Here is a 23,449-nt window from a genome sequence, read left to right as displayed (position 1 = left end):
GTCTCGGCTTGCTTCCGAGGAACGACTGTGAGAGACTTCATCGTGTCGCCGGATTGCGGTTTCCCGCCGCGGCGACGGAGCAAAAAGCCAGTCGTCGCGGAGCACCCGGTCGCGGTCGAAGGCGACCGACCGCTCAGCTACCGGTTACCGCTCGCAGATGTCGATGAAGTTCTCGAACACTTCCTCGCCCTCGGCGGTGTGGGCGACCTCGGGATGCCACTGGACGCCGTAGAGGTCGCGGTCGGCGTCGCTCATGGCCTCGATGGTACACACGTCGCTCGTGGCGGTGTGGGTGAAGCCCTCGGGGACCTCCTTGACCTCGTCGGCGTGGCTGGCCCAGACGCGGGTCTCGGGGGCGAGCGAGCCGATAAGGGGGTCGTCCTCGTCGAGGATTTCCACGTCCACGTCGGCGTAGCCGCCGTAGTCGCCGGATCCGACGCGGCCGTCGAGTTCTTCCGCGAGAATCTGCATGCCGAGACAGATACCCAAGACGGGCACGTCGAGGTCGAGGTAGTCGGGACAGCGGCCGATGCGGTCCATGTCGGGGCCGCCGGAGAGGACGATACCGTCCGCGTCGATGTCCGCGGGGTCGGTGTCGTTGTCGACGAGTTCGGTGTCGACGCCGAGGTCGCGGAGCGCGCGCCGTTCGAGGTGGGTGAACTGCCCGTGGTTGTCGATGACGACGATGCGGGTCATGTCCCGGATTGGACCAGCGTGCCTAAAAGTCAATCGAAGAACGGTCGAGATGCGCGTATCCGTGCATCAGATTGGCGCGTCGGGGCGGTCGGGTCGCGACTCACTCGTCGCCGGCGCGGTCCCGCGCCGTCTGGAACCCGAGTTCGTCGAGTTCCTTCGTCCGGCGGCCCTCCCGCTCGGCAATGGCTTCGACGTCCGGGGCGGCGTCGTCGTCGATGCGGGCGAACGACTTGTGGACCTTCGTGTGACACCACCGACACAGCGCGACCGTGATTTCGTGGGATGGTTCGTCGCCGTCGCCGCTGCCGTCACCGCCGCGGCCGCCGTACGAGAGGTGGTGTGCTTCGAGGAGCGGGCGAGCGGTCGAATCGTGGGCCATGCGGACCTCTTCGAGGCCGCAGCGGACGCACTCGCGGCCGCTCGTCGTCGAGGCGTAGTGCGGGCAGTCGCGGAAGTCACAGCCCTCCGCGGCCGCGACGCAGTCGTAGTCCGCTCGGGCGCGCTCGCGGGCGAACGCCGGGTCGCGGTCGGCGTACTCGCGGGCGAGGCGGCACGCGGCGTCGCTCGTGAGGTGGTCGCAGCGGCCGGCGTGGTCGTAGGGGTCGTCGACTCCCACGGGCGTCCCTGTCGGCGTCCGCTCCATGGGGCGCGTTCGGGGCGGGGCGGGCCTAAACGTTGCTCTCAACGGCGGACGAACCGACGGCCCGGCGGTGGATTCATCACGCCCGCCGTCGAAGCCGGCGTCGTGAGACTCGTTCACCGACAGAACGGAGCCCAATCGACCCTCGCGTCGAACGTCGAGACGGCCGACTCGTTTCTCTCGCAGGCGCGCGGGCTGATGTTCCGCGGCTCCGTCCCGGACGACTACGCCCTCGTCTTCCGGTTCGACGACGCCGACCGCCACAGCCTCCACATGGTGTTCGTCCCGTTCGACATCGACGCGCTCTGGCTCGTCGGCGACGAGGTGACGAAGAAAAAGCGGCTGTCGGCGTGGACGGGTATCGGCTTCGGGATGGCCGACACCGTCGTCGAACTCCCCGCGGGCGCGGCCGACGGCGTCGAACCCGGCGACCTGGTCGAGATTGCGGAGTGACTCGACGGTCTCGAAGCAACGCTCGTCCAGCGCGGTCCCCGGAGAGACACCAATTTCTGTCGGAACCATCTCTTTTATCCCTTCATCGACAAATGTGTTCAACTACTATGTCGGAACCTACCACACCGACGGAGGATAGAGTAAGTCGTCGCGAGACGGCTGGCTGTGAAATTCGACGGTTCTAACCCACAGGGACACGATTCTACCGTGAACGAACGATTCGGGAAGACCCCCGAGCTACGCACTTCTGATTCAGTACAGCTCTTAGACACCACGCTCCGCGACGGTGAGCAGGCCCCCGGGGTCTCGCTGACGCCGACCCAGAAGGCCGACATCGCCCGCGCGCTCGACCGCGCGGAGGTCGATTACATCGAAGCCGGGAGCGCCTGCACCGGCCCCGGCGAGCGCGAGACGATAAAGCGCGTCACGTCGCTCGGCCTCGACGCGACGGTGACGAGCTTCGCCCGCGGCGTCAAGAACGACGTCGACCTCGCGCTCGACTGCGACGTCGACGGCGTCACGCTCGTCGTGCCGGCGAGCGACCGACACGTCGAGTCGAAAGTCGGGACGACCCGCGAGGACGTCGTCGAGACGACCGACGAACTCGTCGCCTACGCCAAGGACCACGGCCTCTGGGTCGAGGTCATCGGCGAGGACGGTTCGCGGGCCGCCCCGGAGTTCCTCGAATCGCTCGCGCGCGCCAGCCACGACGCCGGCGCCGACCGCTTCTGTTTCGCCGATACGGTCGGCCACACGAGCCCCGAACACACCTACGAGGTCGTCTCCCGACTCTCCGAGCTTGGCCCGACCTCGACGCACACCCACGACGACCTCGGCCTCGCGATGGCGAACGTCCACGCCAGCCTCGCCGCGGGCGCGGACCTCGTCCACACCACGGTCAACGGCATCGGCGAGCGCGCCGGCAACGTCGCGCTCGAAGAGGTCGCCATCGCGCTCGACCACTGCTACGACGTGGAGTCGGTGAAGCTCGACGAACTGTACGCGCTCGCCCAGAAGGTCGCACAGGCCACGGGCGTCTCGCTCCCGCCGAACAAGGCGGTCGTCGGCCAGAACGCCTTCACCCACGAGAGCGGCATCCACACCGACGGGACGCTCAAGGACGACGCGATGTACGAGCCGTACCCGCCGGAGACGGTCGGCCGCGAGCGCCGCCTCGTCCTCGGGAAACACGCCGGGCGCGCCGGCGTCAAGGCCGCGCTGGACGAACACGGCGTCGACGCCACCGACGAGGAAGTCGCGGCCGTCGTCGAGCGCGTGAAGGAACTCGGGGACCGCGGCAAGCGCGTCACCGACGCCGACCTCCTCGCGTTCGCAGAGGACGTTCAGGGCCGCGAGCGCGCCCGACAGGTCGAACTACTCGACCTCACGGCCGCCTCGGGCGGCGGCACGCCGACCGCGAGCGTCCGCCTCCGCGTCGAGGGCGAGGAACGCGTCGCCTCCGGCACCGGGTCCGGCCCGGTCGACGCCGCGGTGAAGGCCGTCCGCGAGGCGCTCGGCCCCGACGCCGACGCCCAACTCGACGAGTACCACGTCGACGCCATCACCGGCGGCACCGACGCCGTCGTGACCGTCGAGGTGACGATGTCGCTCGGCGACCGAAGCGTCTCCGTCGCGGCGTCGCACGCCGACATCACGCGGGCGAGCGTCCAGGCGATGGTGGACGCGCTCGACCGACTGCTCGCGCCGAACCACACGTCGCCGACGCCCGCGTCGGCCGACGACTGAGAAGACGACCCTGTCGCGTCGCGGCCGCGTTTTTCTCCCGCTCCCGGGACGACTGAATCCGAACCCGGACTACCGCGTCCCTTTGGCGACGAGGTAGGTCCAGCCGCCGCGGCGCTCGAACCCGATAGCGTCGTCGCCGAGCTCCGTCTCCGCGAAGTCGGCGACGCGGCCGGTCCGGACCGTCGTCACGTCGATGCGTCGCGTCCCGTCCCGTTCGCTCGTGTCCGCGCTTGCTGCGTTCGCACTCATACCCTCGCTGACGCGGGCAGGGGATATGTATCGAATCCTAGGAGAGTGAAAGTGAAATCGAGGGACTGCACGGCCCCGTGCCACGGTGTCGCACACCTTACGCGAGGACGACACTCGAAGCAAGCGTCTCGAAGCGCTCACTCCGGCGCGAAGGCGACGAGAACGATGGTGACGACCACGACGAACGCTGCGCCGAAGTAGCCGGCAACCCGGTAACTCTCGATGAGCACGACCAAAAACAGGAGGGCGATGATGACGTCGAGTCTGTATTTGAGCGCGGTGTCCATACTGACCGGCATTCGTGTCTAATTAGTAACTGTTTTGGTGGCGTGAAGCGCGCTCCGTCGGGCGTATCAGAACCGATTTGCGAGCCAGTCAGGACTATCGAAACGATGGTTGGGTTCACGGAGCGCGAGCGGTCGGGCGTGTACAAGTCGATTTACGCACGGCGGGACATCAGGCGGTTCAGCGACGATCCAGTGTCCGAGGAGACGCTGGCGCGACTGCTCGATGCCGCGCATCACGCCCCGAGCGTCGGCTTCTCGCAGCCGTGGGATTTCGTCGTCGTCGAGGACGACGAGACGAAAGCAGCCGTCGCGTCCATCGCGGAGCGTGCGATTGCGGCGGCCCGCGAGGGCTATCGAGAGCCTCGAAAGTCGGAGTTCGGTCGGTTGAAGCTGGAAGGCATCACCGACGCCCCGGTGAACGTCTGCGTCACGTGCGACCCGACGCGGGACGCCCCGCACGTCCTCGGGCGCAACACGATGCAGGCGATGGACGCCTACTCGACGTGTCTCGCCGTGCAGAACCTCTGGCTGGCCGCGCGGGCCGAGGGCGTCGGCGTCGGCTGGGTGTCGTTTCTCTACCCCCACGAGGTCCGCGAAGTACTCGGGATTCCGCACCACGTCGAGCCGATTGCGTATCTCTGCGTCGGCTATCCCGAGGACGGCTTTCCCGAGGAGCCGGTCCTCCAACGAGAGGGCTGGCGCGAGCGCATCGACACGAGCGAACTCGTTCACTGGGGAGAGTGGGAGTCTACGTCGGACTGAGAGAATCGGAGTCGCGGCGCGACGAGACGCGCCGCTCGGAACGTTGTGGCCGCGAGAAGCGCCGAGGGTGAGATTTGAACCTCACTCGCTCACTGCGTTCGCTCGCTGGTTCAAATCTCGGGTCGTCGCACAGCCTCGTCACGCGGGGCGAGAGACACGAGCGTCTCTCGCGGGGTGACGTTCGGAAGAAGCGCCGAGGGTGAGATTTGAACTCACGTGTCCGAATGGACAGTAGATTTCGAATCTACCGCCTTGGCCGGGCTAGGCTACCTCGGCTTCCATTGTTGCCTCTCTCGCGGATAGTTTAATCCGTTTCGATTTCCGAGGGCCGCGGCGGAGAGTCACACGGATGCGGTCGGCGGGTCTCTGGCCCAACTGCGTCCGGGCGGGACGGGCGGAGTCGACGACCGACGAGCGACCGACCAGAGCGCCACCGACCAATGGGAATAAGTCGCACGCAGACCCGGGTGGTGTATGGACATCGACACGGCCAGCGAGACGTGCTCCGAGGTGCTCGACGCCATCTCGGAGGCCGTCATCGCCGACCGAGCCTTCCTCGAAACCGTCCTGACGGGCGTCCTCGCCCGCGGCCACGTCCTCCTCGAAGACGTTCCGGGAACCGGAAAGACGCTCACCGCGCGGAGCGTCGCCACCGCGCTCGGGCTGTCGTTTTCCCGCGTGCAGTTCACCCCGGACCTGCTTCCCGCCGACGTGACCGGGACGAACATCTACGACGAGCGCGAGCGGACCTTCGAGTTCTCGCCGGGGCCAATCTTCGCCAACGTCGTCCTCGCCGACGAAATCAACCGCGCGCCGCCGAAGACGCAGGCCGCCCTCCTCGAAGCGATGGAGGAAGGACAGGTGACCGTCGACGGCGAGACACACCAGCTCCCGAGCCCCTTCTTCGTCATCGCGACGCAGAATCCCGTCGAACAGGAGGGGACGTTCACCCTCCCCGAGGCGCAGGTCGACCGGTTCGTCGTGAAATCGGCCATCGGCTACCCCGACCTCGACGGCGAGGTCGAACTCCTCCACCGGCGTGCGGGCCGGAGCGATCAGAGCCCGAGCGTCGAGCGCGTCCTCGACCGCGACGCCGTCGCCGCCATCCGCCGCGCGCCCGAATCGGTCCGCGTCGAGGACGACCTGCTCGAATACATGGCGAAGCTCGCGCGGGAGACCCGAACCGACCGCCGGGTCCGCATCGGCGTCTCCCCCCGCGGGACCCAACGGCTGTTCGAGGCGACCCGCGCCCGCGCCGTCATCGAGGGCCGCGAGTTCGTCACGCCCGACGACGTAAAGCGCGTCGCGCAGTCCGTGCTCGCTCACCGCCTCGTCCTGACGCCGGACGCGCGGGTCGAAGACGTGCGGAAATCGGACGTCGTCGACGACGTGCTCGGTCGAGTGACCGTGCCGACGCTGGAGTAAGGCGGGAGGCGTGAGGCGTGGAGCGGACACGGCTCAGCGCGCCACGACCGCCACGAGCGCGACGACGCCGACCAGCAGTAAGACGACGGCCGTGATGGGCTGGCCGCCGGCGGCCGCCCGGTCAGCGCCGTAGACGACGGCCGCGCCGACCGCGAGCACGACGAGCGTCGCCGCCGCGTGGACGAGTTCGAGCCGGAGCGTGTCGGTCTCGCGGCCGAGGTGTGCGCCGACGGAGCGCGCGTTGTCCGCGAGGTCCCACGCGAGTATCGACCCGACCGCGGCGAGCAGAAGCGCCTCCGTCCCGGCCCCGCTCGCGCCCGCGAAGAGAAGCGAGAGGAAGAACAGCCCGCCCGCGGCGTCGACGATGCGCCGCGAGCCGCGGACCAGTCCGGCGGCGAGCGCGACCGTCGCGGCGAGGCCGCCGACCGCCGCCGTCGAGGTGGTGAAGCCGAGCGCGAGGATGGCGAATCCGGCGGCCGACAGCGCCAGTGCGGTCCCCGTCCGGGTCGGCTGGCGGGTGATTTCGCTCACCGCGACCACCCCGCTTCGGCCCGCGCGAGCGCGACACCGAGGGACTCGTCACCCCAGTCGACGACGCGGAGGCCGCTGCGCCGGAGTTCGCGGAGCCGCAGGTCGCGCTCGATGCGCGCGAGTCGCGCGCCGACGGTCGATGTCGTCGTCGGGTCCGGCGAGACGACCGTCACGGCGTGGCCGTAGGCCTCCAACCGGCGGGCGACCGAGACGCCGTAGTCGTCCACGAGCGGCGAGCAGAAGATGACCTGCGCGTCGCTGGCGAGTCGACGCCGGAGTCGGCGCACGGCCACGGAGGTGAAAAAGGCCCCGTCCGGCGGCGTCGGCGCGAACGCCGGGTGGGTCGCGAACAGCCGGCGGGCGCGGGCGCGGTGGTCGACGCCCGACGAGGGGGCGAGCCAGCACTCGTCGGGGCCGAACGCGGCGACGCCGACGCTGTCGCCGCCGTCGAGGAGTGCCGAGAAGGCGACGCTCGCGGCGTCCACGGAGCGCTCGGCCGCGGTCTCCCCCTCGTCGTCGGGGGCGACGTGCGCCTCAGACCGGGTGTCGACGACGAGGACGACGGACGCCGCGCGCTCCTCTCTGAACTCCACCGTGGCGAGTTCGCCCGTGCGGGCGCGGCGGTTCCAGTCGATGCGCCGAATCGGGTCGCCGTGGCGGTACTCGCGGATGGAGGCGAACTCCAGTCCCGACCCCGGCACGTCGGTCTCGACGCGGCCGGCGTACTTCGAGGTGAGGCCCCGAAGCGGCAGGTCGGCGGTCGCGGCGAGCTCGGGCTCACACCGGAGCGTCGTCTCGGCGTCGACCGTCTCGCGGGACTCGACGGCCCCGCTCGGGTCGCGGACGACGACGACCGTCTCGTCCCACGAATGCTCGCCGCGGACGGCCGTGACCGTATACGTCGCGGTCGTGGTTGCGCCCGGTCGAAGCGCCGTCCCCAGTCGGGCGGAACCGTCGACGACGCCGAGCGCCGGCGGCACGCCGTCGACGACGCGGAGGTCGAACAGCGTGCTGGACCCCTCGTTGGTGACGCGGAGCGTGACTTCGACCTCGTCGTCGGGGTCGGGCGTCGCGTCCGAGAGGTCGCGCTCGATTCGGAGCGACACCTCGGGAATCGCCGCGACCCGGACGTAACCGAGGACGACCACGCCGAGGCCGGCCGCGAGGAGCAGCGACGATTCGCGGGTGAACACGCCCGCGGCGGCCGCCACGAGGACGAGGCCGTCGAGGCCGGTCCAGCGTTCGGTGTCGAACCCGCGACTCATCGGCGCTCACCCGCGGGGCCGTCGGTAGTGCCGACTTGTTCTATCGCGGCGACGGCTCGTTCGGCGCGGTCGGTGAGCGACGACCGGCCGGACAGAAACAGGCGGACGCGCTGTCGGAGCGGAATCGAGACGGACGCGCCGAGAAAGCGCGCGGCGACCGGGTCGTCGGTCCACCCGCCGGTTTTGAGGAGCGCGGCCGCTTCCTCGGGAGCGTGACCGCCGCTGGCGACGAGCGCCTCCTTGGCCCGCGTTTCGAGGCGGTCGACGACGCGCTCGCGGGCGGCCCAGCGGGTGCCCTGACCCATCGCAGACACGAGGTCGTCGTCGAAGTCGGCTCCGGGCACCGGGACCGAAATCCGCGCTTCCGGGTCGTCGGTAACCGTGGTGTTCGAGGGCGTATCGCGGCGGCGCTGGACGTACCGAAGCCCCTGGAGCGCCGCGAGCGCCGCGACGAGTCCGAGGAAGATATCCGTCAGTTCGAGGCCGAAGGAGACGCCTGCGACGACCGCAAGTCCGGCGGTCGTGGCGACGACGCCGACGAGCAAGAACAGCCGACGCGTCAGCGTCATCGGTCGCCCTCCGGTGAGTCGGCGTAGGCGCGTTCGATGCTTCTGAGCGCGTCGACCGCCCGACGCTCCCGCTCCGGCGTCGCCTCGAAGCCGCCGTATCGGACTTCCTCGAACAGCGTCGTCAGGTCGTCCACGTCGTCGCGGTCCATCCCGGCGTCGACGGCCGAGTGGGCGAACTCGGCGGGCGTCGCAGCGCGACGGTTCGGCACGTCGAGGAGCGCGGTCATCTCACCCCACGCGCGGAACACTTCGTTTTCGACGTCGGCGTCGCCGTCTTCGATGCGCTGGGCCGCGGCCCCGGCGGCCCGTCCGACGGCGGCGACGTTCGACCCCTCGTCCTCGTCGGCGGGGGTGACTTCGTCGTCGGCCGCGGGCGAGTCGCCGGTCCCGGTGACGAGCATGAAGGCCGCGACGGCGAGGGCGACGGCGAGCAAGAGGCCGAACAGCACCGTGGGCGGTGAGACGCTCTGCGCCGCGTTCCCGCCTTGGCCGAGACTACCACCGCCGCCGGCGGGGAGAAACGACACGTTTCGCGCGGCGGCCGCGGCACGAGACGAAAACGAGAACTCGCGGCGACATCCCGTGAGGAGGGCGAAAAGCAGGACGACCGGCGGCCCGACCGCCGCGAAGATTGCGAGGGGCGGAAGCAGAGAGCCGGTCTCCCGGTAGGCGTACGCGCCGAGGAGGACGAAGACGAGGGCGACGACCGCGAGGACTCCGGGTGAGAGCAACCACGGGAAACACGGCGTCGGGATGCTGAGACTGCCGGACGAATCACCGGACGGTTGGGTGCCGGTCTCGTCTGTGTCTCCAGCGACCGCGCCGCCGGTCTCGCCGCCACCGAAGCCGACTGGGCCGCCGCTTGAGACGACGGTCGAATCGATGGTGGCGGCGACGACCGAGAGGGCGACGACCGCGAGGAGGGCCAGTGCGAGCGCGCGGAGGGCGGAACGGTCCACGGGGGTAGGTAACAGCATCCGAGGTAAAGACATTTCGAGGGGCGGGGCCGTCGCCGGCGGGACGACTGTCACCCCGTCGACCAGTCGAGTCGAGCGGAGCGTCGGTCGCGCCGTGTCGGTGGTGCCGAAGGGTCACAGACGACGCGGCTGGACAGACCGGCCGTACAAGTGAATGGGTCGCCGCGGCGGAACGCGAAAGCCGCGGTCCGACACCCACACACCACGTTTGCAAGTGAATTGGCGGGGAAGCGATGGGTCGCGGCGTACCCACAGACACCACCGTTGCACGTGAAGCGCGGTGACGCCGCGGAGGGGGTGGGACCGGCGACTGCGCGGGGAGAGCACCGGTGCAAGTGAACCTCGAACGGGACTCGTCGCGCGTCACCCACCACCATTGCAGGTGATTCACTCCGATTGAGGCCGTCTACGCCTCGTTAACGGGAGACGCATCCCACCGAGACGTACACCGTGAGCACCGAAATATGTCAACGCTTTAGTTGAACACATGCTCTGTTGTTCTACTAGCTACTCTCGCGTACTCTCTTTCACTTGCAAACATGGTGTGTGTCTGTTCAAACGAGTTCACATGACCCACGAAATACAATAACATGGGACAGTATAGGGTGAGCAAGCATCAACCGAGAGACGGCGGTTCCAGACGAGAACACGCGGTCTGACTCCGGCGACACCGTCGTCGTCACAATTCACATGAATCAGATGAAATCGGGGTTTTAAATAAGGGGACGCTACAACGGACCGACGCTAATGCGCCGGTTCGAGCGAAAACAAAACGTCTTCACCAACAAGGACGCCCTCGGGGAGTCCTACAAGCCCGAGCGCATCGAGGAGCGCGACGACGAGATTTCGGAGTACATGGACGCGCTCCAACCGGTCGTCGACGGCTGGGAGCCGAACAACGTCTTCCTGTACGGAAACACCGGCGTGGGGAAGACCGCAGTCACCGAGTTCCTTCTGGAAATGCTCCTCGAAGATGTCTCGCAGTACGACGACGTGGACCTCAGCGTCATCTCCATCAACTGCAAGACGCTCAACTCCTCGTATCAGGTGGCGGTCGAACTCGTCAACGAGCTTCGGCCGCCCGGTGCGGTGATTAGCTCGACCGGCTACCCCCAACAGACCGTCTTCAAGAAGTTGTTTCAGGAGTTGGACGACGTGGGCGGGACGGTGCTCATCGTCCTCGACGAAGTCGACTCCATCGGCGACCGCGACGAGCTCCTCTACGAACTCCCGCGGGCGCGCTCGAACGGCAAGCTCGAAGACGCCAAGGTCGGCCTCATCGGCATCTCGAACGACTTCAAGTTCCACGACCAACTCGACCCGCGCGTGCAGGACACGCTCTGCGAGCGCGAACTCCACTTCCCGCCGTACCAAGCGCCTGAGCTCCAGAACATCCTCGAATCGCGCGCTGAGGTCGCCATCGCAGAAGACGCCTGCGAGGAGGGCGTGCTCAACCTCTGTGCGGCGCTCGCCGCCCGCGACAGCGGGAGCGCGCGGCAGGCGCTCGACCTCCTGCGGCTGGCGGGCGAACACGCCGAGAACAAAGACGACGAGCGAATCACGCTCGACCACGTCGACATCGCCCGGCAGAAACTCGAACAGGAGCGCGTCGTCGAGGGGATGCGCGAACTCACCGAAAACGGCCACTTCGCCCTCCTCGCGGTCGTCTCGAAGGCCGCCCACGACGAGACGCCGTGTCGGATGCGCGACCTCTATCAGGAGTACCTCCGACTGTGTAACTCCGCCGGCATCGACCCGCTCGCCCAGCGGTCGGTCCACAACCACCTCTCGGACCTCCGGATGCTCGGCATCCTCTCGGCCGAGGAGAACCGAACCGGTTCGCGCGGGAACTATTACAGCTACGCGCTCGACGTGCCGTTCTCCAGCGCGATGGAGGCGCTGTCCGACGTGCTCGCTCTCGACTCGGTCCTCGACGAGATTCGGAAGACCGCGACGCAGGCCGAGGCCGCCTGACCCCACGGCGACGCAGTCCCCCGAATCGGCGTGCCGAGGTAGTGTGTCACGGGATGTGGTGCTCCGGGCGTGGTGCCCGGGATGTGATGCTCCGAGACGCGGCAGTTCGAGGCGGTGGTAGTTTCTTGGTGCGCCGGACAGATGTGTACGGTATGACGAATCTCCCCCCGCGACTCTCCACGGGAGTCTCCGGACTCGACGCGGTACTAGACGGCGGGCTAGTGCCGAACCGAACGTACATGGTCCGCGGAGAATCCGGGGCGGGAAAGGCCATCGCCGGCTACCACTTCTTGACCGCCGGGCGCGAAAACGACGAGGACGTGCTGTTCATCTCCTTCGAGGAGTCGAACGCCGACCTCCGGGCGAACGCCGGAACGCTCGGGTTCGACCTCTCCGAGGTGCCGGTTCTCGACCTAAGCCCGTCGCCCGAGGCGTTCCTCGACGACGAGGCCTACACGATGCTGTCGCCGAGCGAGGTCGAAGGGAAATCCACGACGACCGAACTGAAAGAGGTAATCGAAGAACACCACCCCGACAGAGTCGTCATCGACCCGCTGAGCCAACTCGGTCGGCTCTCGTCGGACGAATACCAGTTCCGCCGGCTCGTCTCGTCGCTCCTGAGCTATCTCAAGCGGTCGGGTGCGACGACGCTGTTCACGAGCCAGCCGTCGAGCGGCGGCACCGACGAGACGCTCGCGTACCTCTGCGACGGGTCGATATCGCTGTCTCGGTCCGATTGGGGGCGGTCGGTCCGCATCGAGAAGTTCCGCGGCTCGGACTCGCAGACGGGGCCGCACGCCATGCGAATCGACGGCGGTCACGGGATGCGCGTCTTCCCGCGGCTCGTCCCCGACTCGCACCACCACGAGTTCACTATCGAGCCGCTCTCGTCGGGCATCGACGACCTCGACGCCCTGCTCGGCGGCGGCATCGAGCGGGGGAGCATCACGCTCGTCAGCGGCCCGAGCGGCGTCGGTAAGTCCACCACCGGAGCCGCGTTCGCGCGGGCGACCGCCGAACGCGGCGAGCGCGCCGCAGTCTATCTGTTCGAGGAGAGCAAACGGAGCTTCCGACACCGCTCCGAGTCCGTCGGCATCCCGATAGACGATCTCGTCGACTCCGGGAACCTCCGGGTCGACGCCGTCGAACCGCTCTCGCTTTCGACCGACGAGTTCGCCCAGCGGGTGCGCGCCGAGGTCGAAGCCAACGACACCAAATTCGTGCTGATAGACGGTACCGCGGGCTACCAACTCAGCCTTACCGACGAGCGGAGCGACATCCGCCGCGAACTCCACGCGCTGGCGCGGTACCTCAAGAACATGGGCGTCACCGTCGTGCTGACCGAGGAGGTACAGCAGGTCACCGGCGCGTTCCACGCCTCGGACAACCACGTGAGCTACCTCGCGGACAACATCCTGTTCATCCGCTACATCGAGGTGCGCGGCGAGATTCGCAAGGCCGTCGGCGTCCTCAAAAAGCGGTTCGGCGGCTTCGAGCCGACGCTCCGGTCGTTCGAAATCGGGAGGGACGGCATCACCGTCGGCGAACCGCTCGACGAGCTACGGGGCATCCTCACGGGGACGCCGACGTGGAACGAGGCCGAGTGACCGTGAGCGAAGACGCGTCCCGGAACGGAGCGCGCTCCGCGCGTGACGCGTCCGACGAGGAACGGATACTCCTCGCGGTTCGCGGCGCTCGGGACCGCGAGCTACTGGCGGGCCTCCTCGACGCGCACGAAGTCGTCGTCTGGGAACGCGGCCGCGAGGATGAACCCCAACTTCCGGAGTTCGACCTCTGTATCGTCGATATGGCGACGTACTCGGCGGTTGCCGACGCGCTCGACGAACGCAAAGCCGACGCCGGCGACCGCTTCGTGCCGGTGCTGTTGACGGTCACGCAAGACGAACAGCGCGTCGCCGCACGGCGACTCGACGACGTGCCGGACGACGTGCTCGCGGTCCCCGCACCGAGCGCAGTCATCCGGTCGCGGGTCGAGTCGCTTCTCCAGACCCGACGGCAGTCGCTCCAACTCGCGCTGTACCGCCGGGCGATGGACAGCGCGACGGTCGGCATCACCATCACCGAAGCCGACGACGACCAACCGCTCACGTACGTCAACGACGCCTTCGAGGAGATGACCGGCTACGACCGCTCGGAGGTCATCGGCCGGAACTGTCGATTCCTCCAAGGGGACGACACCGACCCCGAGGCGGTCGAGACGCTCCACGAGGCGGTCGACGCTGGCGAGAGCGCCGCCGTCGGCCTCACGAACTACCGGAAGGACGGAACGCCGTTCTGGAACGACCTGAAGATATCGCCGGTCTACGACGACGGGGAGCTCACCCACTTCGTCGGGTTCCAGACCGACGCGACCGTCCGCCACGCGCTCAGGAACCAACTCGTCAACGAGACGCAAACGCTCAAACAGCTCTTCGAGACGAGTCCGGTCGGTATCGTGGTCCTCAACGAAGACGAGATAATCATGCGCGCCAACGAGTCGGCCCAAGAGATTCTCGGTCTGGGCCGGTCAGTCGTGCTCGGACAGCCGTACGACGCCCCCGAGTGGGAACTCGTCGGCGAGCGCGGAGAGCCACTCGACCGCGGTGGGCTCCCCTTCGAACGGGCGAGAGAGGCCGGTGAGACCGTCAAGGGCTTCGAACACGGCATCGAAGTCGGCGGCGACCGCCGGTGGGTCGTCGTCAACGCCGCGTCCCTGACTGGAAGCGGCGGGGAGTGCATCGGTGTGATTGCCGTCATCGAGGACGTGACCGAAGTGAAGCGCCAGCAGCGCGACCGCGAACGACTGCTCGACCTGTTCGACCAGAGTCAGAAAATCGCCTCGGTCGGCGCGTGGGAGTTCAACACACGGACCGGGGAGGTCCTGTTCACGAGCGGACTCGCGGAACTCGTCGGCGTCGATTCGCGGGAGACCTTCGACCTCGAAGAGGCGTTCGCGTTCTACCATCCCGAGGACGAACCCGAGGCCCGGGCGGCGTTCGGACGTCTCGTTGCGACCGGGGAAGAGCAGTCAGTCGAGTGCCGACTGGAGACGATGGACGGCGAGACGCGCTGGGTGAACGTCCGCGGCGTCGCGGCGCGAGAGACCGACGCCGCCGTCTACCGCGGGACCGTCCAAGACATCACCGAGCGAAAGGCCCGCTCCGAGGAGTTAGAGCGGTACGAGCGCATCGTCGAGACGACGGCCGACCCGATTCACACGCTCGACGACAATCTCCGGTTCGTCCTCGCGAACAGCGCGACCGCCGACCTGCTGGACTGTGACCCCGGCGAACTCACGGGCGAACACGTCTCGGCGGTGTTCGGCGAGCGACACGCCCAGGCGCTCTTAGAGGCTATCGCGTCGCTTCTCTCGGGGGATAGCGCCGAGGAGACCATCGAGACGGTCGTCGTCGACCGAGGCGGCGCTGAGCGACAGTTCCAGACGACCATCGCGGCGAAGTCGTCGGGCGGCGAGTTCGACGGCATCGTCTGCGTCGGCCGCGACGTGACCGAACTCCGGGAGCGCGAGCGGCGGCTTTCGGTCCTCGACCGCGTCATCAGACACAACCTCCGGAACAAGATGAACATCGCGCAGGCGCACGCGGCGATGCTGCTCGAAGCCGCCGACGACGCCGACGTGCGCGAGTCGGCGGCGGCCATCGAGCGGGCGGCGGACGAACTCCTCTCAATCGCCGAGACGGCACGAAAGTTCAGCTCCGCGCTCGACCCCGACGTGACCGAGCGGGTGCAACCGCAGAACGTTGCCGACCGCGTCCGCAGCGTGGTCGAAGGCGCTCAGCTCAGCTACCCCGGGGTGACCATCACCGTCGACGCGCCGGAGAACGTGCGAGCGTTGGCGCACGCGACGTTCGAACTCGCGGTGAACGAACTCGTCGACAACGCCGTCGCCTACGGCGGTGACGACGTCGAAATCGAACTCTCTGTCGCCGAGGCCGACGGTGCGGAGCAAGTGACGGTTCGAATCGCGGACAACGGGCCGGGGCTCCCCGCGCTCGAACGCGAATCGCTCATGTCCGGGCGGGAGTCGCCGCTTCGGCACACGAACGGGCTCGGTCTCTGGTTCGTCCGCTGGACGGTGACGAACAGCAACGGCACGATGGAAATCAGAGACAACGAACCGAGCGGGACGATTATCGAGCTTCGCCTGCCGAAAGCCTGAGTCCGAGTCTGCGTTCGGCCGGCTCAGGCGGCGACGAAAACAGAGGCGACCGAACCGACCGCCGTCGCCCCGAGCATCACGCCGAGTCCGAACCCGAGAACTCGGGCCATCGCCCGGCGAGCGTCCGCTTCCGTCCAGCCCGCCCCGGTGTCGAGGTGCGCCTGCATCGACTCGATGCCGCGACCGAGCGCGACCGCCCCGGACCAGCCGAGGAGCCCGAACCCGAACGCGAGCGAGCCGACCGCGAACGTCGTCTCGACGCTCGCCGAGAAGTCACCGACGACCAGCCGAGCGACCAGCCAGACGGCGACGGCGAGCGCGCCCGCGAGGGCCGCCGTGCCGACGAGTCGGAGGCGAGTCGCCGCCCGTTCGAGCACGGGGGGCGACGCCGCGTCCGTCGGGTCCGGTGGCGCGGACACGGTCGGTTAGTCGACCGCTTCGCGCATCCGCGGGTCCAGCGCGTCGCGCATGCCGTCGCCGAGGAGGTTGAACCCCAGCACCGTGAGCGCGAGGAAGAACCCGGGGAAGAACGACCACCACCAGACGCCGGTGAGCAGGCCCTGACTCACGCCGTTCGAGAGCATGAGCCCCCACGAGGGCGTGCCCGCCGCGGCACCGAAGCCGAGGAACGACAGCGCCGCGAGGTCGATGATAGCCAGCCCGAAGTTGAGCGTGCTCTGGACCGTGATGGGCGCGAGGCAGTTCGGCAGGACGTGCCGAACCAGCACGCGCGGGTCGGCCGCGCCGAGCGCGACCGTCGCGTCGATGTACTCGTTTTCGAGCACGGTCAGCGCGGCCCCGCGGACGACGCGGGCGAACCGCGGCGTGTAGACGAGCGTCAGCGCGGCGACCGCTCGCCACAGACCGAGGTCGTCGGGGAAGATGGCGACGAGCGCCAGCGCCAACAGCAGCGACGGGAACGCGAGCAGCACGTCCATCGTCCGCATGATGACGTTGTCGGTCACGTCGCCGTAGTAGGCCGCGACGATGCCGAGCCCGACGCCGAGGACGGTCGAGGCGGCGACCGTGACGGTGCCGAACAGCATCGCGTACCACGCGCCGTACGCCACCCGCGGCAGGAGGCTCCGCGCCTGTCCGTCGGTGCCGAACGGGTAGTCGAGACTCGGCGGGGCGCGGTTCGGGTTCGTCCCGAGCTGCGACTGCGTGATGACTTCGAGGTCCAAGAACAGCCGCGCGTACAGCGCGATGACCACCATCGCGACGATGATGGCGATACCGGCGAGTGCGAGGCGGTTCGACAGCAGTCGGGAGACGAACGGCGACGCCGTGAGGCGGTCGACGAGCCCGCGTTGGTCGACGTCGGTCGCCGTCTCGTTCGTGGTCGTGGATTCCGTGCTCATTGTTCGATCCGCGGGTCAAGGATGGAGTAGGTGATGTCGACGCCGAGGTTGACCAGCGTGAACAGGAACGCGAAGGTCAGGACCGTCCCCTGTACGATGGGGTAGTCACCGACCTTGATGGCCTCGACCAGGAGCGTCCCGATGCCGCCGATAGCGAACACCGTCTCCGTGAGTACTGCGCCGCCGAGCAGGCCACCGAACTGGATGCCGATGACCGTGATGACGGGAATCATCGCGTTGCGGAAGCCGTGCTTCAGGACCGTAATCTTCGCGCCTTGGCCCTTCGCGCGGGCGGTCCGCATGTAGTCCTGCCGGATGACCTCCAGCATCGACGAGCGCATCATCCGGGAGATGAGCGCCATCGAGTAGACGCCGATGACCGACGCCGGGAGAATCATGTGGCGGACCGCGGAGACGAACATATCCCAGTTGCCCGCGAGGAACGTGTCGACCGTGACGAGGCCCGTCACTCGGATGGCCTCGACGTTGTACAGCACCGAGATGCGACCGCTCGTCGGGAGCCATCCGAGCACCTGCGCGAACAGCAAGATGAGAAGCGGGCCGCTCCAGAAGATGGGCACGCTGATACCGGCGAGCGCACCGATGCGAGTCAGGTGGTCTGTGATGCTGTCCTGCTTGACGGCGCTCAGGATGCCGAGCGGGATGCCCAGCGAGATGCCGATGAGCTGCCCGTAGAGAGCGAGTTCGAGCGTGACCGGCAGCTTGTTGGCGAGCACCTCGCGGACCGTGGTGTTCCGCTGGATGATGAACGACTCGCCGAACTGGAACTGCGCGGCATCGGCGAGGAACCGCCCGTACTGCACCCAGATGGGGTCGTTCAGGCCGAGGCTCTCTTCGACCTGCCGGACGAACTCCTCGCTGGCGCGTTCGCCCGCGATGGTGAGCGCCGGGTCGCCCGGCGAGAGATGCAGGATGGAGAAGACGAGCGACGCCACTCCCACCAACACCGGGACGAGCAACAGCAGCCGCTTGAGTACGAATCGTGTGGAAATCATGAAAGTCGAAGGCGCGGTCAGTGCCTCAGTTCAGGCTGACCAGGTTGAGGTACGGACCGCTGATGGCGGCGATCTGGAACCCGCTGACGCGGTTGGAGACGCCACGAAGCTCGTCGGCGTAGTCGAGGTAGACCCACGGGGCTTCGTCGTGTGCGATCTGGTTCGCCTCGTTGTACAGCGACTCGCGCTCGGCCTCGTCGTAGGTGCTCTGGCCCTGTTCGACGAGGTCCATGTAGTCGCGGTTCGCCCACGCCGAGCGGTTACTGGTGTTGTAGCCTTCGGCGTCGAAGCTGACCCAGTCCTGTCCCTCCGTGAGTTCGCCCTCCTCTACCTGCGGGTGCAGGAGGACGTACATGAAGTTGTCCGGGTCGGCGTTGTCGGTGTACCAGCCGAGGAAACACGCGTCGTGGCGGCCCTGAGCGGTGTATTCGAGGAACGGACCGAACGACTGCTGGTTGATGTCGACTTCGATGCCGATTTCGCCGAGGTTGGACGCGACGGTCTCGGCGGTCTGAATCGGCGACGGGTTGTAGCCGCGGGGGTTCTGGAACGTCGCCAGTTCGAACGAGAAGCCGTCACCGTAGCCGGCCTCTTCGAGGAGGCGCTGGGCCTCCTCGGGGTCGTACGGGTACGGGTCGATGTCGTCGTTGTGACCGAGGACGTTCGGCGGGAGCGGCTGGCTCGCCTGCGTCGCGAAGCCCGAGTAAATCTCGTTGACGATGGCCTCGGTGTTGATGGCGTGGCTGACGGCCTGCCGGACGCGGCGGTCGCGGAACTCCTCGCGGCTCGCCATGTTGAACGCCATGTAGCCGATGTTGATACCCTCGGTGCGGACGAGGTTCGCGTTGCTGGCGTTTTCGACCTGGACGGACGACTGCGCGCCGAGTCCGTCGATGATGTCGAGTTCGCCCGACGCGAGCGCCTGGGCGCGCGTCGAGTTCTGTCCGATGGTGACGAAGACGACCTCGTCCACGTTCGGCCCCTCGCCCCAGTACTCGGAGTTAGCTTCGAGGCGGACGCGCTCGTTCGCGTCGTCGAGGTTACTCAGCTGGAACGGCCCCGTCCCGACGGGGTTCGAACTGAGTTCCGTCCCGTACTCCTCGATGGCGGCGAGGGAGTGCACCGATGCCGCGAACATCGCCAGATTACGCAGGAACGGCGCGTACGACTGGGTCAGCTGAATCGTCATCGAGTAGTCGCCGTCGACCTGAATCTCGTCGATCCACGAGCCGAGGGTGAACGGCCCGTACGCCGAGACGTAGTCGTCGCCGGCGTAGTACTCGTAGTCGCTGTCGACGAAGCGGCGATACGTCGCCACGAAGTCCTCCGCCGTGAACTCCTCGCCGTTGTGGAACATCACTCCCTCGCGGAGCGTGATGGAGGCCGACTGGCCCTCCAGGGAGTACTCGGTGGCGAGCCCCTGCGTCAGCGTCGACTGGCCCGGCTCGAAGTTGATGAGCGTGTCGTAGAGCTGTTCGGTCACCTTCGCGACCTCGCCGCTCGTGCTGTTCTGGAAGTCGAGCGTCGGCGAGTGGCTGCCGCGACCGTAGCGGAGGACCGGCGTCGACCCGCCGTCTTCGGTCTCCGTCTCGGTCTGGTCCGTCTCGCCCTCACCGGTCGTCTCATCGGATTCGGTGGTGGTGTCCTCACCGCCGCCGCCGGAACAGCCCGCGAGTCCGGCCGTCGCTGCAGCAGCTCCTGCGGCCGTCAGGAACCGACGCCGCGAAACATCATTGCCATCTTGTGACATACGTGTACCTATCAATGACTCCCTATAAAAATAACGAAGCGCTGAAGGACGGAACGAGAGACACCACCGACCTGTTCCGGTAAAAACACGAGCCAATCAAAAACGTCTGACAGCTGGCGAGACCCCGTATCGGGGCCTGCTCGTCGTCTATTCGTCGACGAGGTGACACGCCGCAGGGTGCGTCTGTTCACCCAGTTCGGGCGCGTCGCGCTCGCAGACGCTCTCGAACCGCTCGCGGAGGATTTCGCCCGCTTCGTCCCAGTCGTCGGCGACGACGCGTTCGAGCGCGCGGTCGACGACGCCCCGGAGTTCCGGCGACAGCGAGTGCGACAAGTGCGACTCGCGGAGTTCGTCCACGACGGCGTCGGCGGTGCCGCCGTCGGCGCTCACCGCTGCTTCGGCGCTCGGGTCGCCCGCATCGAGTGCGGCGTCGCGGGCGGTCTCGACGTCCAGCGCCTCGCGTTCGACGCGCTGGCGGAGGTCCATCACCTCGCGGTAGGCCGCCTGCTCGATGTCGAGGTCGGCCGGGGGGATGACCTGCGGACACCGCGTCCGGAAGTGACAGCCCGACGGCGGATTGATGGGACTCGGCACGTCGCCTTCGAGGATGATGCGGTCGTCGGTCTCGGCGGCCGGGTCGGGCTCCGGAATCGCCGACAGCAACGCCTGCGTGTAGGGGTGTCTCGGGTCGTCGAACAGCTCGTCGGTCGCCGCGACCTCGACGATTTCACCGAGGTACATCACGGCCACGCGGTCGGAGATGTGCCGGACGACGGAGAGGTCGTGCGCGATGAACAGATACGTCAGCCCGAAGCGCTCCTGGAGGTCTTCGAGCAGGTTGAGAATCTGCGCCTGCACGGACACGTCGAGCGCGGAGACGGGTTCGTCGGCGACGATGAAGTCCGGGTCGACCGCGAGCGCGCGGGCGATGCCGACGCGCTGGCGCTGGCCGCCGGAGAGTTCGTGCGGGTAGCGGTCGTACTGGCCGGGTTCGAGGCCGACCGCGTCGAGGAGTTGGCGGACCCGACGACGCCGGCGCTCGCTGGTGGAGTCGCCCGGCGTGACGCGGACGGTGACGCCCGAGACGACATCACCCTCGCGCTCGACTTCGACCTCGGTCCGGAGGCGCTCTTCGACGGCCACGTCGACCTCGCCGTCCGCGACGGTGACGGTCACGGCGGCGGTGGCGACGCCGTTCGAGGAGCCGACGATGGCGTCGATTTCGTCGCTCGCGGTGACCGAGACGCGCTCGGCGTCGATGCCCGTCACGGTCACGTCGGCCTCGCCGCGCACGTTCGGGTCCGACTCGGGGAGGTCGTGGACGTCGAGCGGCTCGCGAATGGCCTGGCCGACCGTCATCCGGGGGTCGAGCGACGACATCGGGTCCTGGAAAATCATCTGCATATCGCGGCGCATCGCGCGGAGTTCGTCGCTGTCGAGCCCCGAGAGGTCCGTCCCCGAGAAGACGACGCGACCGCCGGTCGGCGGCGTCAGATGCAGGAGGCTCCGCCCGGCGGTTGACTTCCCGCAACCGGACTCCCCGACCAACCCGAGCGTCTCGCCCTCGTACACCGTGAAGTCGACGCCGTCGACCGCCTTCACGCTCCGGTCGTCCGCCCCGAAGAATCGGTCGAGGATGCCGTCGGCCTGTTCGTAGTACTTCTGCATGCCGTCGACTTCGAGCAGCGGCGTGTCGGAGGGCTCGGTGCCCGTCGAGGCCTCGATGGCGTCGCCGCCGTACTCGCTGGTGTCGAAGTCGTCGAGGACGCACTTCGAGCGGTGGTCTACCTCGTCGTCGCCGTGTTGCTTGTAGGGTATCTCACCGGAGGTGCACTCCGGCTGGGCCCACGGACATCGGGGCGCGAAGTGACACCCTTCGGGCATATCGATGAGGTCCGGCACGTTGCCCTCGATGGGCGTCAGGCGCTCTTTGTCCTCGCTCGGGAGCGATTCGATAAGCGTGTACGTGTAGGGGTGCGAGGGGTTGTGGAAGATTTCCTCGACCGGTCCCTCCTCGACGATTTCGCCGGCGTACATGACCGCGACCCGGTCGCACGTCTCCGCGACGACGCCGAGGTCGTGGGTAATCATGAGCACCGACATGCCGAGGTCCTCCTGGAGGTCGTCGATGAGGTCGAGAATCTGCGCCTGAATGGTCACGTCGAGCGCGGTGGTCGGCTCGTCGGCGACGAGCACGCGCGGCTGGCAGGCGAGCGCGATGGCGATGAGGACGCGCTGGCGCATCCCTCCGGAGAACTCGTGGGGGAACTCGTCGACCCGCGCGCCGGGTTCGGGGATGCCGACCGATTCGAGCACCTCGATGGTCCGCTCGACGATTTCGTCGTCGATGTCGCGGCTGATGCGGGGGAGCAGTTCGCGGACCGCGTTGAACCACGAGTCCTTGCGACGCCCGCCGTACTGGTGGAGTCGCAGGCTCTCTGCGACCTGCTCGCCGACCGTCAGCGAGGGGTTCAGCGAGGTCATCGGGTCCTGGAAAATCATGCCGAGCTCGCGCCCGCGAACGGCCCGCAGCGCCTCCTCGGGGGCGTCGACGAGATTGACCACGTCGCCGTCGACGAAGGCGGGGTTGTTGTACTCCTCACGGAACTCCTCGGCGAGCCGGCCGCTTTCGAGTTCGACCGACCCCGAGACGATTTCGCCGGGGTCGTCGACGAGGCCCATCGCCGAAAGTGCCGTCACGCTCTTTCCGGACCCGGACTCACCGACCAGTCCGACCGTCTCGCCCTCGCCGACCGTGAGGTCGAGGCCGTCGACGGCCTTGACCTGACCGCGGCCGGTCGAGAACTGAGTTCGGAGGTCCGAAAGAGAGAGTAGATTCCTCATTGAATGGGAATGACCTGCATGGAGTGAAATACCTTTCCAATTTTTGCCAGTTGATACGTGTGAAACATAATGCTGAATCGCCTGCAGTCGCCCGCGTGACGCGCGAAAGCGCGCGACTGTGGCGGGAGAAGCCAAAGTTTAGGTAGCGGACTCCGACACCATGCCGCATGGAAGAACATCCGCTCTCGGACGAGCCGGGTACGTGGGAGACGGTAGTCGCAGAGTGCGAGTCGCTCGCCGACGACTATCGGGAGCGAGACTGGACCGTCGTCGTCGCCCTCCCGGGGGACGTGGTTCCGGTCCCCGCCGCGGGCGACGAAGTGGTCGAACACGTCGGGCTCGACGTGGTCGTCGGCGACGACGTGTACCCCGACCTGGAAGCCGCCGTCGAGGGCGCGACGTTCGACGAGTACGAGGCGTTCCGCGCGGTCTCCGGCGGCCTCGTCTACCTCGCGCTCGTCGTCCGCGCCACCGACGACGAAGTCGCGGTCTGTCTCCCCCTGTACTACCGGCTCGCGGAGTCCGAACGCATGTTCTCGCTCCTCGACGGCGGCGAGACGATGCGGACGAAAGTCCACCCGCTCGACCCCGACAAGGGCGTCGAGTTCATCCACGAGGACCCCAACCCGCTGCTCCCGCCGGACTGGGACGCCGACCTCTCGGACGAGTTCGCGTAGTCGTCCGCTCGCTGAGCCGAGTTCCGAACGCGGTTAGCCGCCCCCGC

The 23,449-nt window shown here is 67.7% G+C and carries 21 protein-coding genes and 1 tRNA gene; 8 read left to right on the top strand and 14 right to left on the bottom strand.

Annotation, left to right across the window (positions count from 1 at the left end; genetic code table 11):
* Nucleotides 1-144: 144 nt before the first annotated feature.
* Together HVO_RS07815 and HVO_RS07810 are read right to left on the bottom strand one after the other, a co-directional pair.
* Complete coding sequence (locus tag HVO_RS07815) at nt 145-696, bottom strand: GMP synthase subunit A (protein WP_004044289.1); 552 nt, start codon at nt 694-696, stop codon at nt 145-147.
* A gap of 100 nt (nt 697-796) precedes the next feature.
* Nucleotides 797-1,339: a DUF7097 family protein gene (locus HVO_RS07810; protein WP_004044290.1), complete on the bottom strand. Its 543-nt coding sequence runs from the start codon at nt 1,337-1,339 to the stop codon at nt 797-799.
* Nucleotides 1,340-1,441: 102 nt separating this feature from the next.
* On the opposite strand from HVO_RS07810, the gene HVO_RS07805 reads away from it, so the two are divergent.
* Both HVO_RS07805 and HVO_RS07800 read left to right on the top strand, forming a co-directional pair.
* A complete protein-coding gene (locus HVO_RS07805; protein ID WP_004044291.1) occupies nt 1,442-1,789 on the top strand; it encodes a DUF192 domain-containing protein in 348 nt (115 codons plus the stop codon).
* Nucleotides 1,790-1,996: 207 nt separating this feature from the next.
* Nucleotides 1,997-3,535 carry a (R)-citramalate synthase gene (locus HVO_RS07800; protein WP_004044292.1) on the top strand — a complete coding sequence of 513 codons (1,539 nt, stop codon included), beginning with the start codon at nt 1,997-1,999 and terminating at the stop codon, nt 3,533-3,535.
* A 69-nt stretch (nt 3,536-3,604) separates the two neighbouring features.
* Here the strand turns inward: HVO_RS07800 and HVO_RS07795 are convergent, their stop codons facing one another.
* Nucleotides 3,605-3,784: a hypothetical protein gene (locus tag HVO_RS07795; RefSeq protein ID WP_004044293.1), complete on the bottom strand. Its 180-nt coding sequence runs from the start codon at nt 3,782-3,784 to the stop codon at nt 3,605-3,607.
* Between the two features lie 137 nt (nt 3,785-3,921).
* Complete coding sequence (locus HVO_RS20860; RefSeq protein WP_004044294.1) at nt 3,922-4,071, bottom strand: hypothetical protein; 150 nt, start codon at nt 4,069-4,071, stop codon at nt 3,922-3,924.
* Between the two features lie 105 nt (nt 4,072-4,176).
* Here HVO_RS20860 and bluB point away from each other — a divergent pair, with 105 nt between their 5' ends.
* Nucleotides 4,177-4,833 carry a 5,6-dimethylbenzimidazole synthase gene (bluB, locus tag HVO_RS07790; protein WP_004044295.1) on the top strand — a complete coding sequence of 219 codons (657 nt, stop codon included), beginning with the start codon at nt 4,177-4,179 and terminating at the stop codon, nt 4,831-4,833.
* Nucleotides 4,834-5,024: 191 nt separating this feature from the next.
* Here bluB and HVO_RS07785 read toward each other — a convergent pair.
* Nucleotides 5,025-5,109: transfer RNA gene (locus HVO_RS07785), tRNA-Ser, on the bottom strand.
* 198 nt (nt 5,110-5,307) lie between these two features.
* On the opposite strand from HVO_RS07785, the gene HVO_RS07780 reads away from it, so the two are divergent.
* Nucleotides 5,308-6,258, top strand: coding sequence for an AAA family ATPase (locus HVO_RS07780; RefSeq protein WP_004044296.1), 951 nt, complete (start codon nt 5,308-5,310; stop codon nt 6,256-6,258).
* A gap of 33 nt (nt 6,259-6,291) precedes the next feature.
* On the opposite strand, the gene HVO_RS07775 is transcribed toward HVO_RS07780, so the two are convergent.
* Genes HVO_RS07775 through HVO_RS07760 form a run of 4 tightly spaced genes read right to left on the bottom strand, consistent with a single transcriptional unit; the run spans nt 6,292 to nt 9,582 of the window.
* On the bottom strand, nt 6,292-6,798 hold the full coding sequence (locus HVO_RS07775) for a DUF7519 family protein (protein ID WP_004044297.1): 507 nt from the start codon (nt 6,796-6,798) through the stop codon (nt 6,292-6,294).
* Nucleotides 6,786-8,054 carry a DUF58 domain-containing protein gene (locus HVO_RS07770; protein WP_004044298.1) on the bottom strand — a complete coding sequence of 423 codons (1,269 nt, stop codon included), beginning with the start codon at nt 8,052-8,054 and terminating at the stop codon, nt 6,786-6,788. The genes HVO_RS07775 and HVO_RS07770 overlap by 13 nt, the downstream gene beginning before the upstream one ends.
* Complete coding sequence (locus HVO_RS07765) at nt 8,051-8,623, bottom strand: DUF7269 family protein (protein ID WP_004044299.1); 573 nt, start codon at nt 8,621-8,623, stop codon at nt 8,051-8,053. Before HVO_RS07765 ends, HVO_RS07770 begins: the two co-directional genes overlap by 4 nt.
* Nucleotides 8,620-9,582, bottom strand: coding sequence for a DUF4129 domain-containing protein (locus tag HVO_RS07760; protein WP_004044300.1), 963 nt, complete (start codon nt 9,580-9,582; stop codon nt 8,620-8,622). The genes HVO_RS07765 and HVO_RS07760 overlap by 4 nt, the downstream gene beginning before the upstream one ends.
* A gap of 765 nt (nt 9,583-10,347) precedes the next feature.
* On the opposite strand from HVO_RS07760, the gene HVO_RS07755 reads away from it, so the two are divergent.
* From HVO_RS07755 to HVO_RS07745, 3 genes are all read left to right on the top strand, one after another.
* Nucleotides 10,348-11,574 carry an orc1/cdc6 family replication initiation protein gene (locus tag HVO_RS07755; protein ID WP_004044301.1) on the top strand — a complete coding sequence of 409 codons (1,227 nt, stop codon included), beginning with the start codon at nt 10,348-10,350 and terminating at the stop codon, nt 11,572-11,574.
* A gap of 152 nt (nt 11,575-11,726) precedes the next feature.
* Nucleotides 11,727-13,181, top strand: a complete 1,455-nt coding sequence (locus HVO_RS07750) for an ATPase domain-containing protein (protein ID WP_013035296.1) — start codon at nt 11,727-11,729, stop codon at nt 13,179-13,181.
* Nucleotides 13,178-15,754 (top strand): sensor histidine kinase, encoded by a 2,577-nt coding sequence (locus tag HVO_RS07745; protein WP_004044303.1) that lies wholly within the window; start codon nt 13,178-13,180, stop codon nt 15,752-15,754. Before HVO_RS07750 ends, HVO_RS07745 begins: the two co-directional genes overlap by 4 nt.
* Before the next feature lie 23 nt (nt 15,755-15,777).
* On the opposite strand, the gene HVO_RS07740 is transcribed toward HVO_RS07745, so the two are convergent.
* From HVO_RS07740 to HVO_RS07720, 5 genes are all read right to left on the bottom strand, one after another.
* On the bottom strand, nt 15,778-16,173 hold the full coding sequence (locus HVO_RS07740) for a DUF7268 family protein (protein ID WP_004044304.1): 396 nt from the start codon (nt 16,171-16,173) through the stop codon (nt 15,778-15,780).
* 6 nt (nt 16,174-16,179) lie between these two features.
* On the bottom strand, nt 16,180-17,115 hold the full coding sequence (locus tag HVO_RS07735) for an ABC transporter permease (protein WP_004044305.1): 936 nt from the start codon (nt 17,113-17,115) through the stop codon (nt 16,180-16,182).
* The gene (locus HVO_RS07730; protein WP_004044306.1) at nt 17,112-18,131 is read right to left on the bottom strand and encodes an ABC transporter permease; all 1,020 of its coding nucleotides are present in this window, start codon (nt 18,129-18,131) and stop codon (nt 17,112-17,114) included. Before HVO_RS07730 ends, HVO_RS07735 begins: the two co-directional genes overlap by 4 nt.
* A 25-nt stretch (nt 18,132-18,156) precedes the next feature.
* The gene (locus tag HVO_RS07725) at nt 18,157-19,881 is read right to left on the bottom strand and encodes an ABC transporter substrate-binding protein (RefSeq protein ID WP_004044307.1); all 1,725 of its coding nucleotides are present in this window, start codon (nt 19,879-19,881) and stop codon (nt 18,157-18,159) included.
* A gap of 147 nt (nt 19,882-20,028) precedes the next feature.
* On the bottom strand, nt 20,029-22,725 hold the full coding sequence (locus HVO_RS07720) for an ABC transporter ATP-binding protein (protein ID WP_013035311.1): 2,697 nt from the start codon (nt 22,723-22,725) through the stop codon (nt 20,029-20,031).
* Nucleotides 22,726-22,892: 167 nt separating this feature from the next.
* On the opposite strand from HVO_RS07720, the gene HVO_RS07715 reads away from it, so the two are divergent.
* Nucleotides 22,893-23,402: a DUF7529 family protein gene (locus HVO_RS07715; RefSeq protein ID WP_004044308.1), complete on the top strand. Its 510-nt coding sequence runs from the start codon at nt 22,893-22,895 to the stop codon at nt 23,400-23,402.
* The last annotated feature ends 47 nt before the right edge of the window (nt 23,403-23,449 follow it).

It is taken from the genome of Haloferax volcanii DS2 (genome assembly GCF_000025685.1).
Taxonomy (GTDB): domain Archaea; phylum Halobacteriota; class Halobacteria; order Halobacteriales; family Haloferacaceae; genus Haloferax; species Haloferax volcanii.
Note: the sequence above shows the minus strand (reverse complement) of the source record. Positions and strands in the feature narration are given on the sequence as shown.

Excerpts from the sequence above, each read along its gene's own strand:
- HVO_RS07815 (WP_004044289.1), bottom strand. The coding sequence starts at position 696 with ATGACCCGCATCGTCGTCATCGACAACCACGGGCAGTTCACCCACCTC.
- HVO_RS07810 (WP_004044290.1), bottom strand. The coding sequence starts at position 1,339 with ATGGAGCGGACGCCGACAGGGACGCCCGTGGGAGTCGACGACCCCTAC.
- HVO_RS07795 (WP_004044293.1), bottom strand. The coding sequence starts at position 3,784 with ATGAGTGCGAACGCAGCAAGCGCGGACACGAGCGAACGGGACGGGACG.
- HVO_RS20860 (WP_004044294.1), bottom strand. The coding sequence starts at position 4,071 with ATGGACACCGCGCTCAAATACAGACTCGACGTCATCATCGCCCTCCTG.
- bluB (WP_004044295.1), top strand. The coding sequence starts at position 4,177 with ATGGTTGGGTTCACGGAGCGCGAGCGGTCGGGCGTGTACAAGTCGATT.
- HVO_RS07780 (WP_004044296.1), top strand. The coding sequence starts at position 5,308 with ATGGACATCGACACGGCCAGCGAGACGTGCTCCGAGGTGCTCGACGCC.
- HVO_RS07770 (WP_004044298.1), bottom strand. The coding sequence starts at position 8,054 with ATGAGTCGCGGGTTCGACACCGAACGCTGGACCGGCCTCGACGGCCTC.
- HVO_RS07765 (WP_004044299.1), bottom strand. The coding sequence starts at position 8,623 with ATGACGCTGACGCGTCGGCTGTTCTTGCTCGTCGGCGTCGTCGCCACG.
- HVO_RS07755 (WP_004044301.1), top strand. The coding sequence starts at position 10,348 with ATGCGCCGGTTCGAGCGAAAACAAAACGTCTTCACCAACAAGGACGCC.
- HVO_RS07750 (WP_013035296.1), top strand. The coding sequence starts at position 11,727 with ATGACGAATCTCCCCCCGCGACTCTCCACGGGAGTCTCCGGACTCGAC.
- HVO_RS07735 (WP_004044305.1), bottom strand. The coding sequence starts at position 17,115 with ATGAGCACGGAATCCACGACCACGAACGAGACGGCGACCGACGTCGAC.
- HVO_RS07730 (WP_004044306.1), bottom strand. The coding sequence starts at position 18,131 with ATGATTTCCACACGATTCGTACTCAAGCGGCTGCTGTTGCTCGTCCCG.
- HVO_RS07725 (WP_004044307.1), bottom strand. The coding sequence starts at position 19,881 with ATGTCACAAGATGGCAATGATGTTTCGCGGCGTCGGTTCCTGACGGCC.
- HVO_RS07720 (WP_013035311.1), bottom strand. The coding sequence starts at position 22,725 with ATGAGGAATCTACTCTCTCTTTCGGACCTCCGAACTCAGTTCTCGACC.
- HVO_RS07715 (WP_004044308.1), top strand. The coding sequence starts at position 22,893 with ATGGAAGAACATCCGCTCTCGGACGAGCCGGGTACGTGGGAGACGGTA.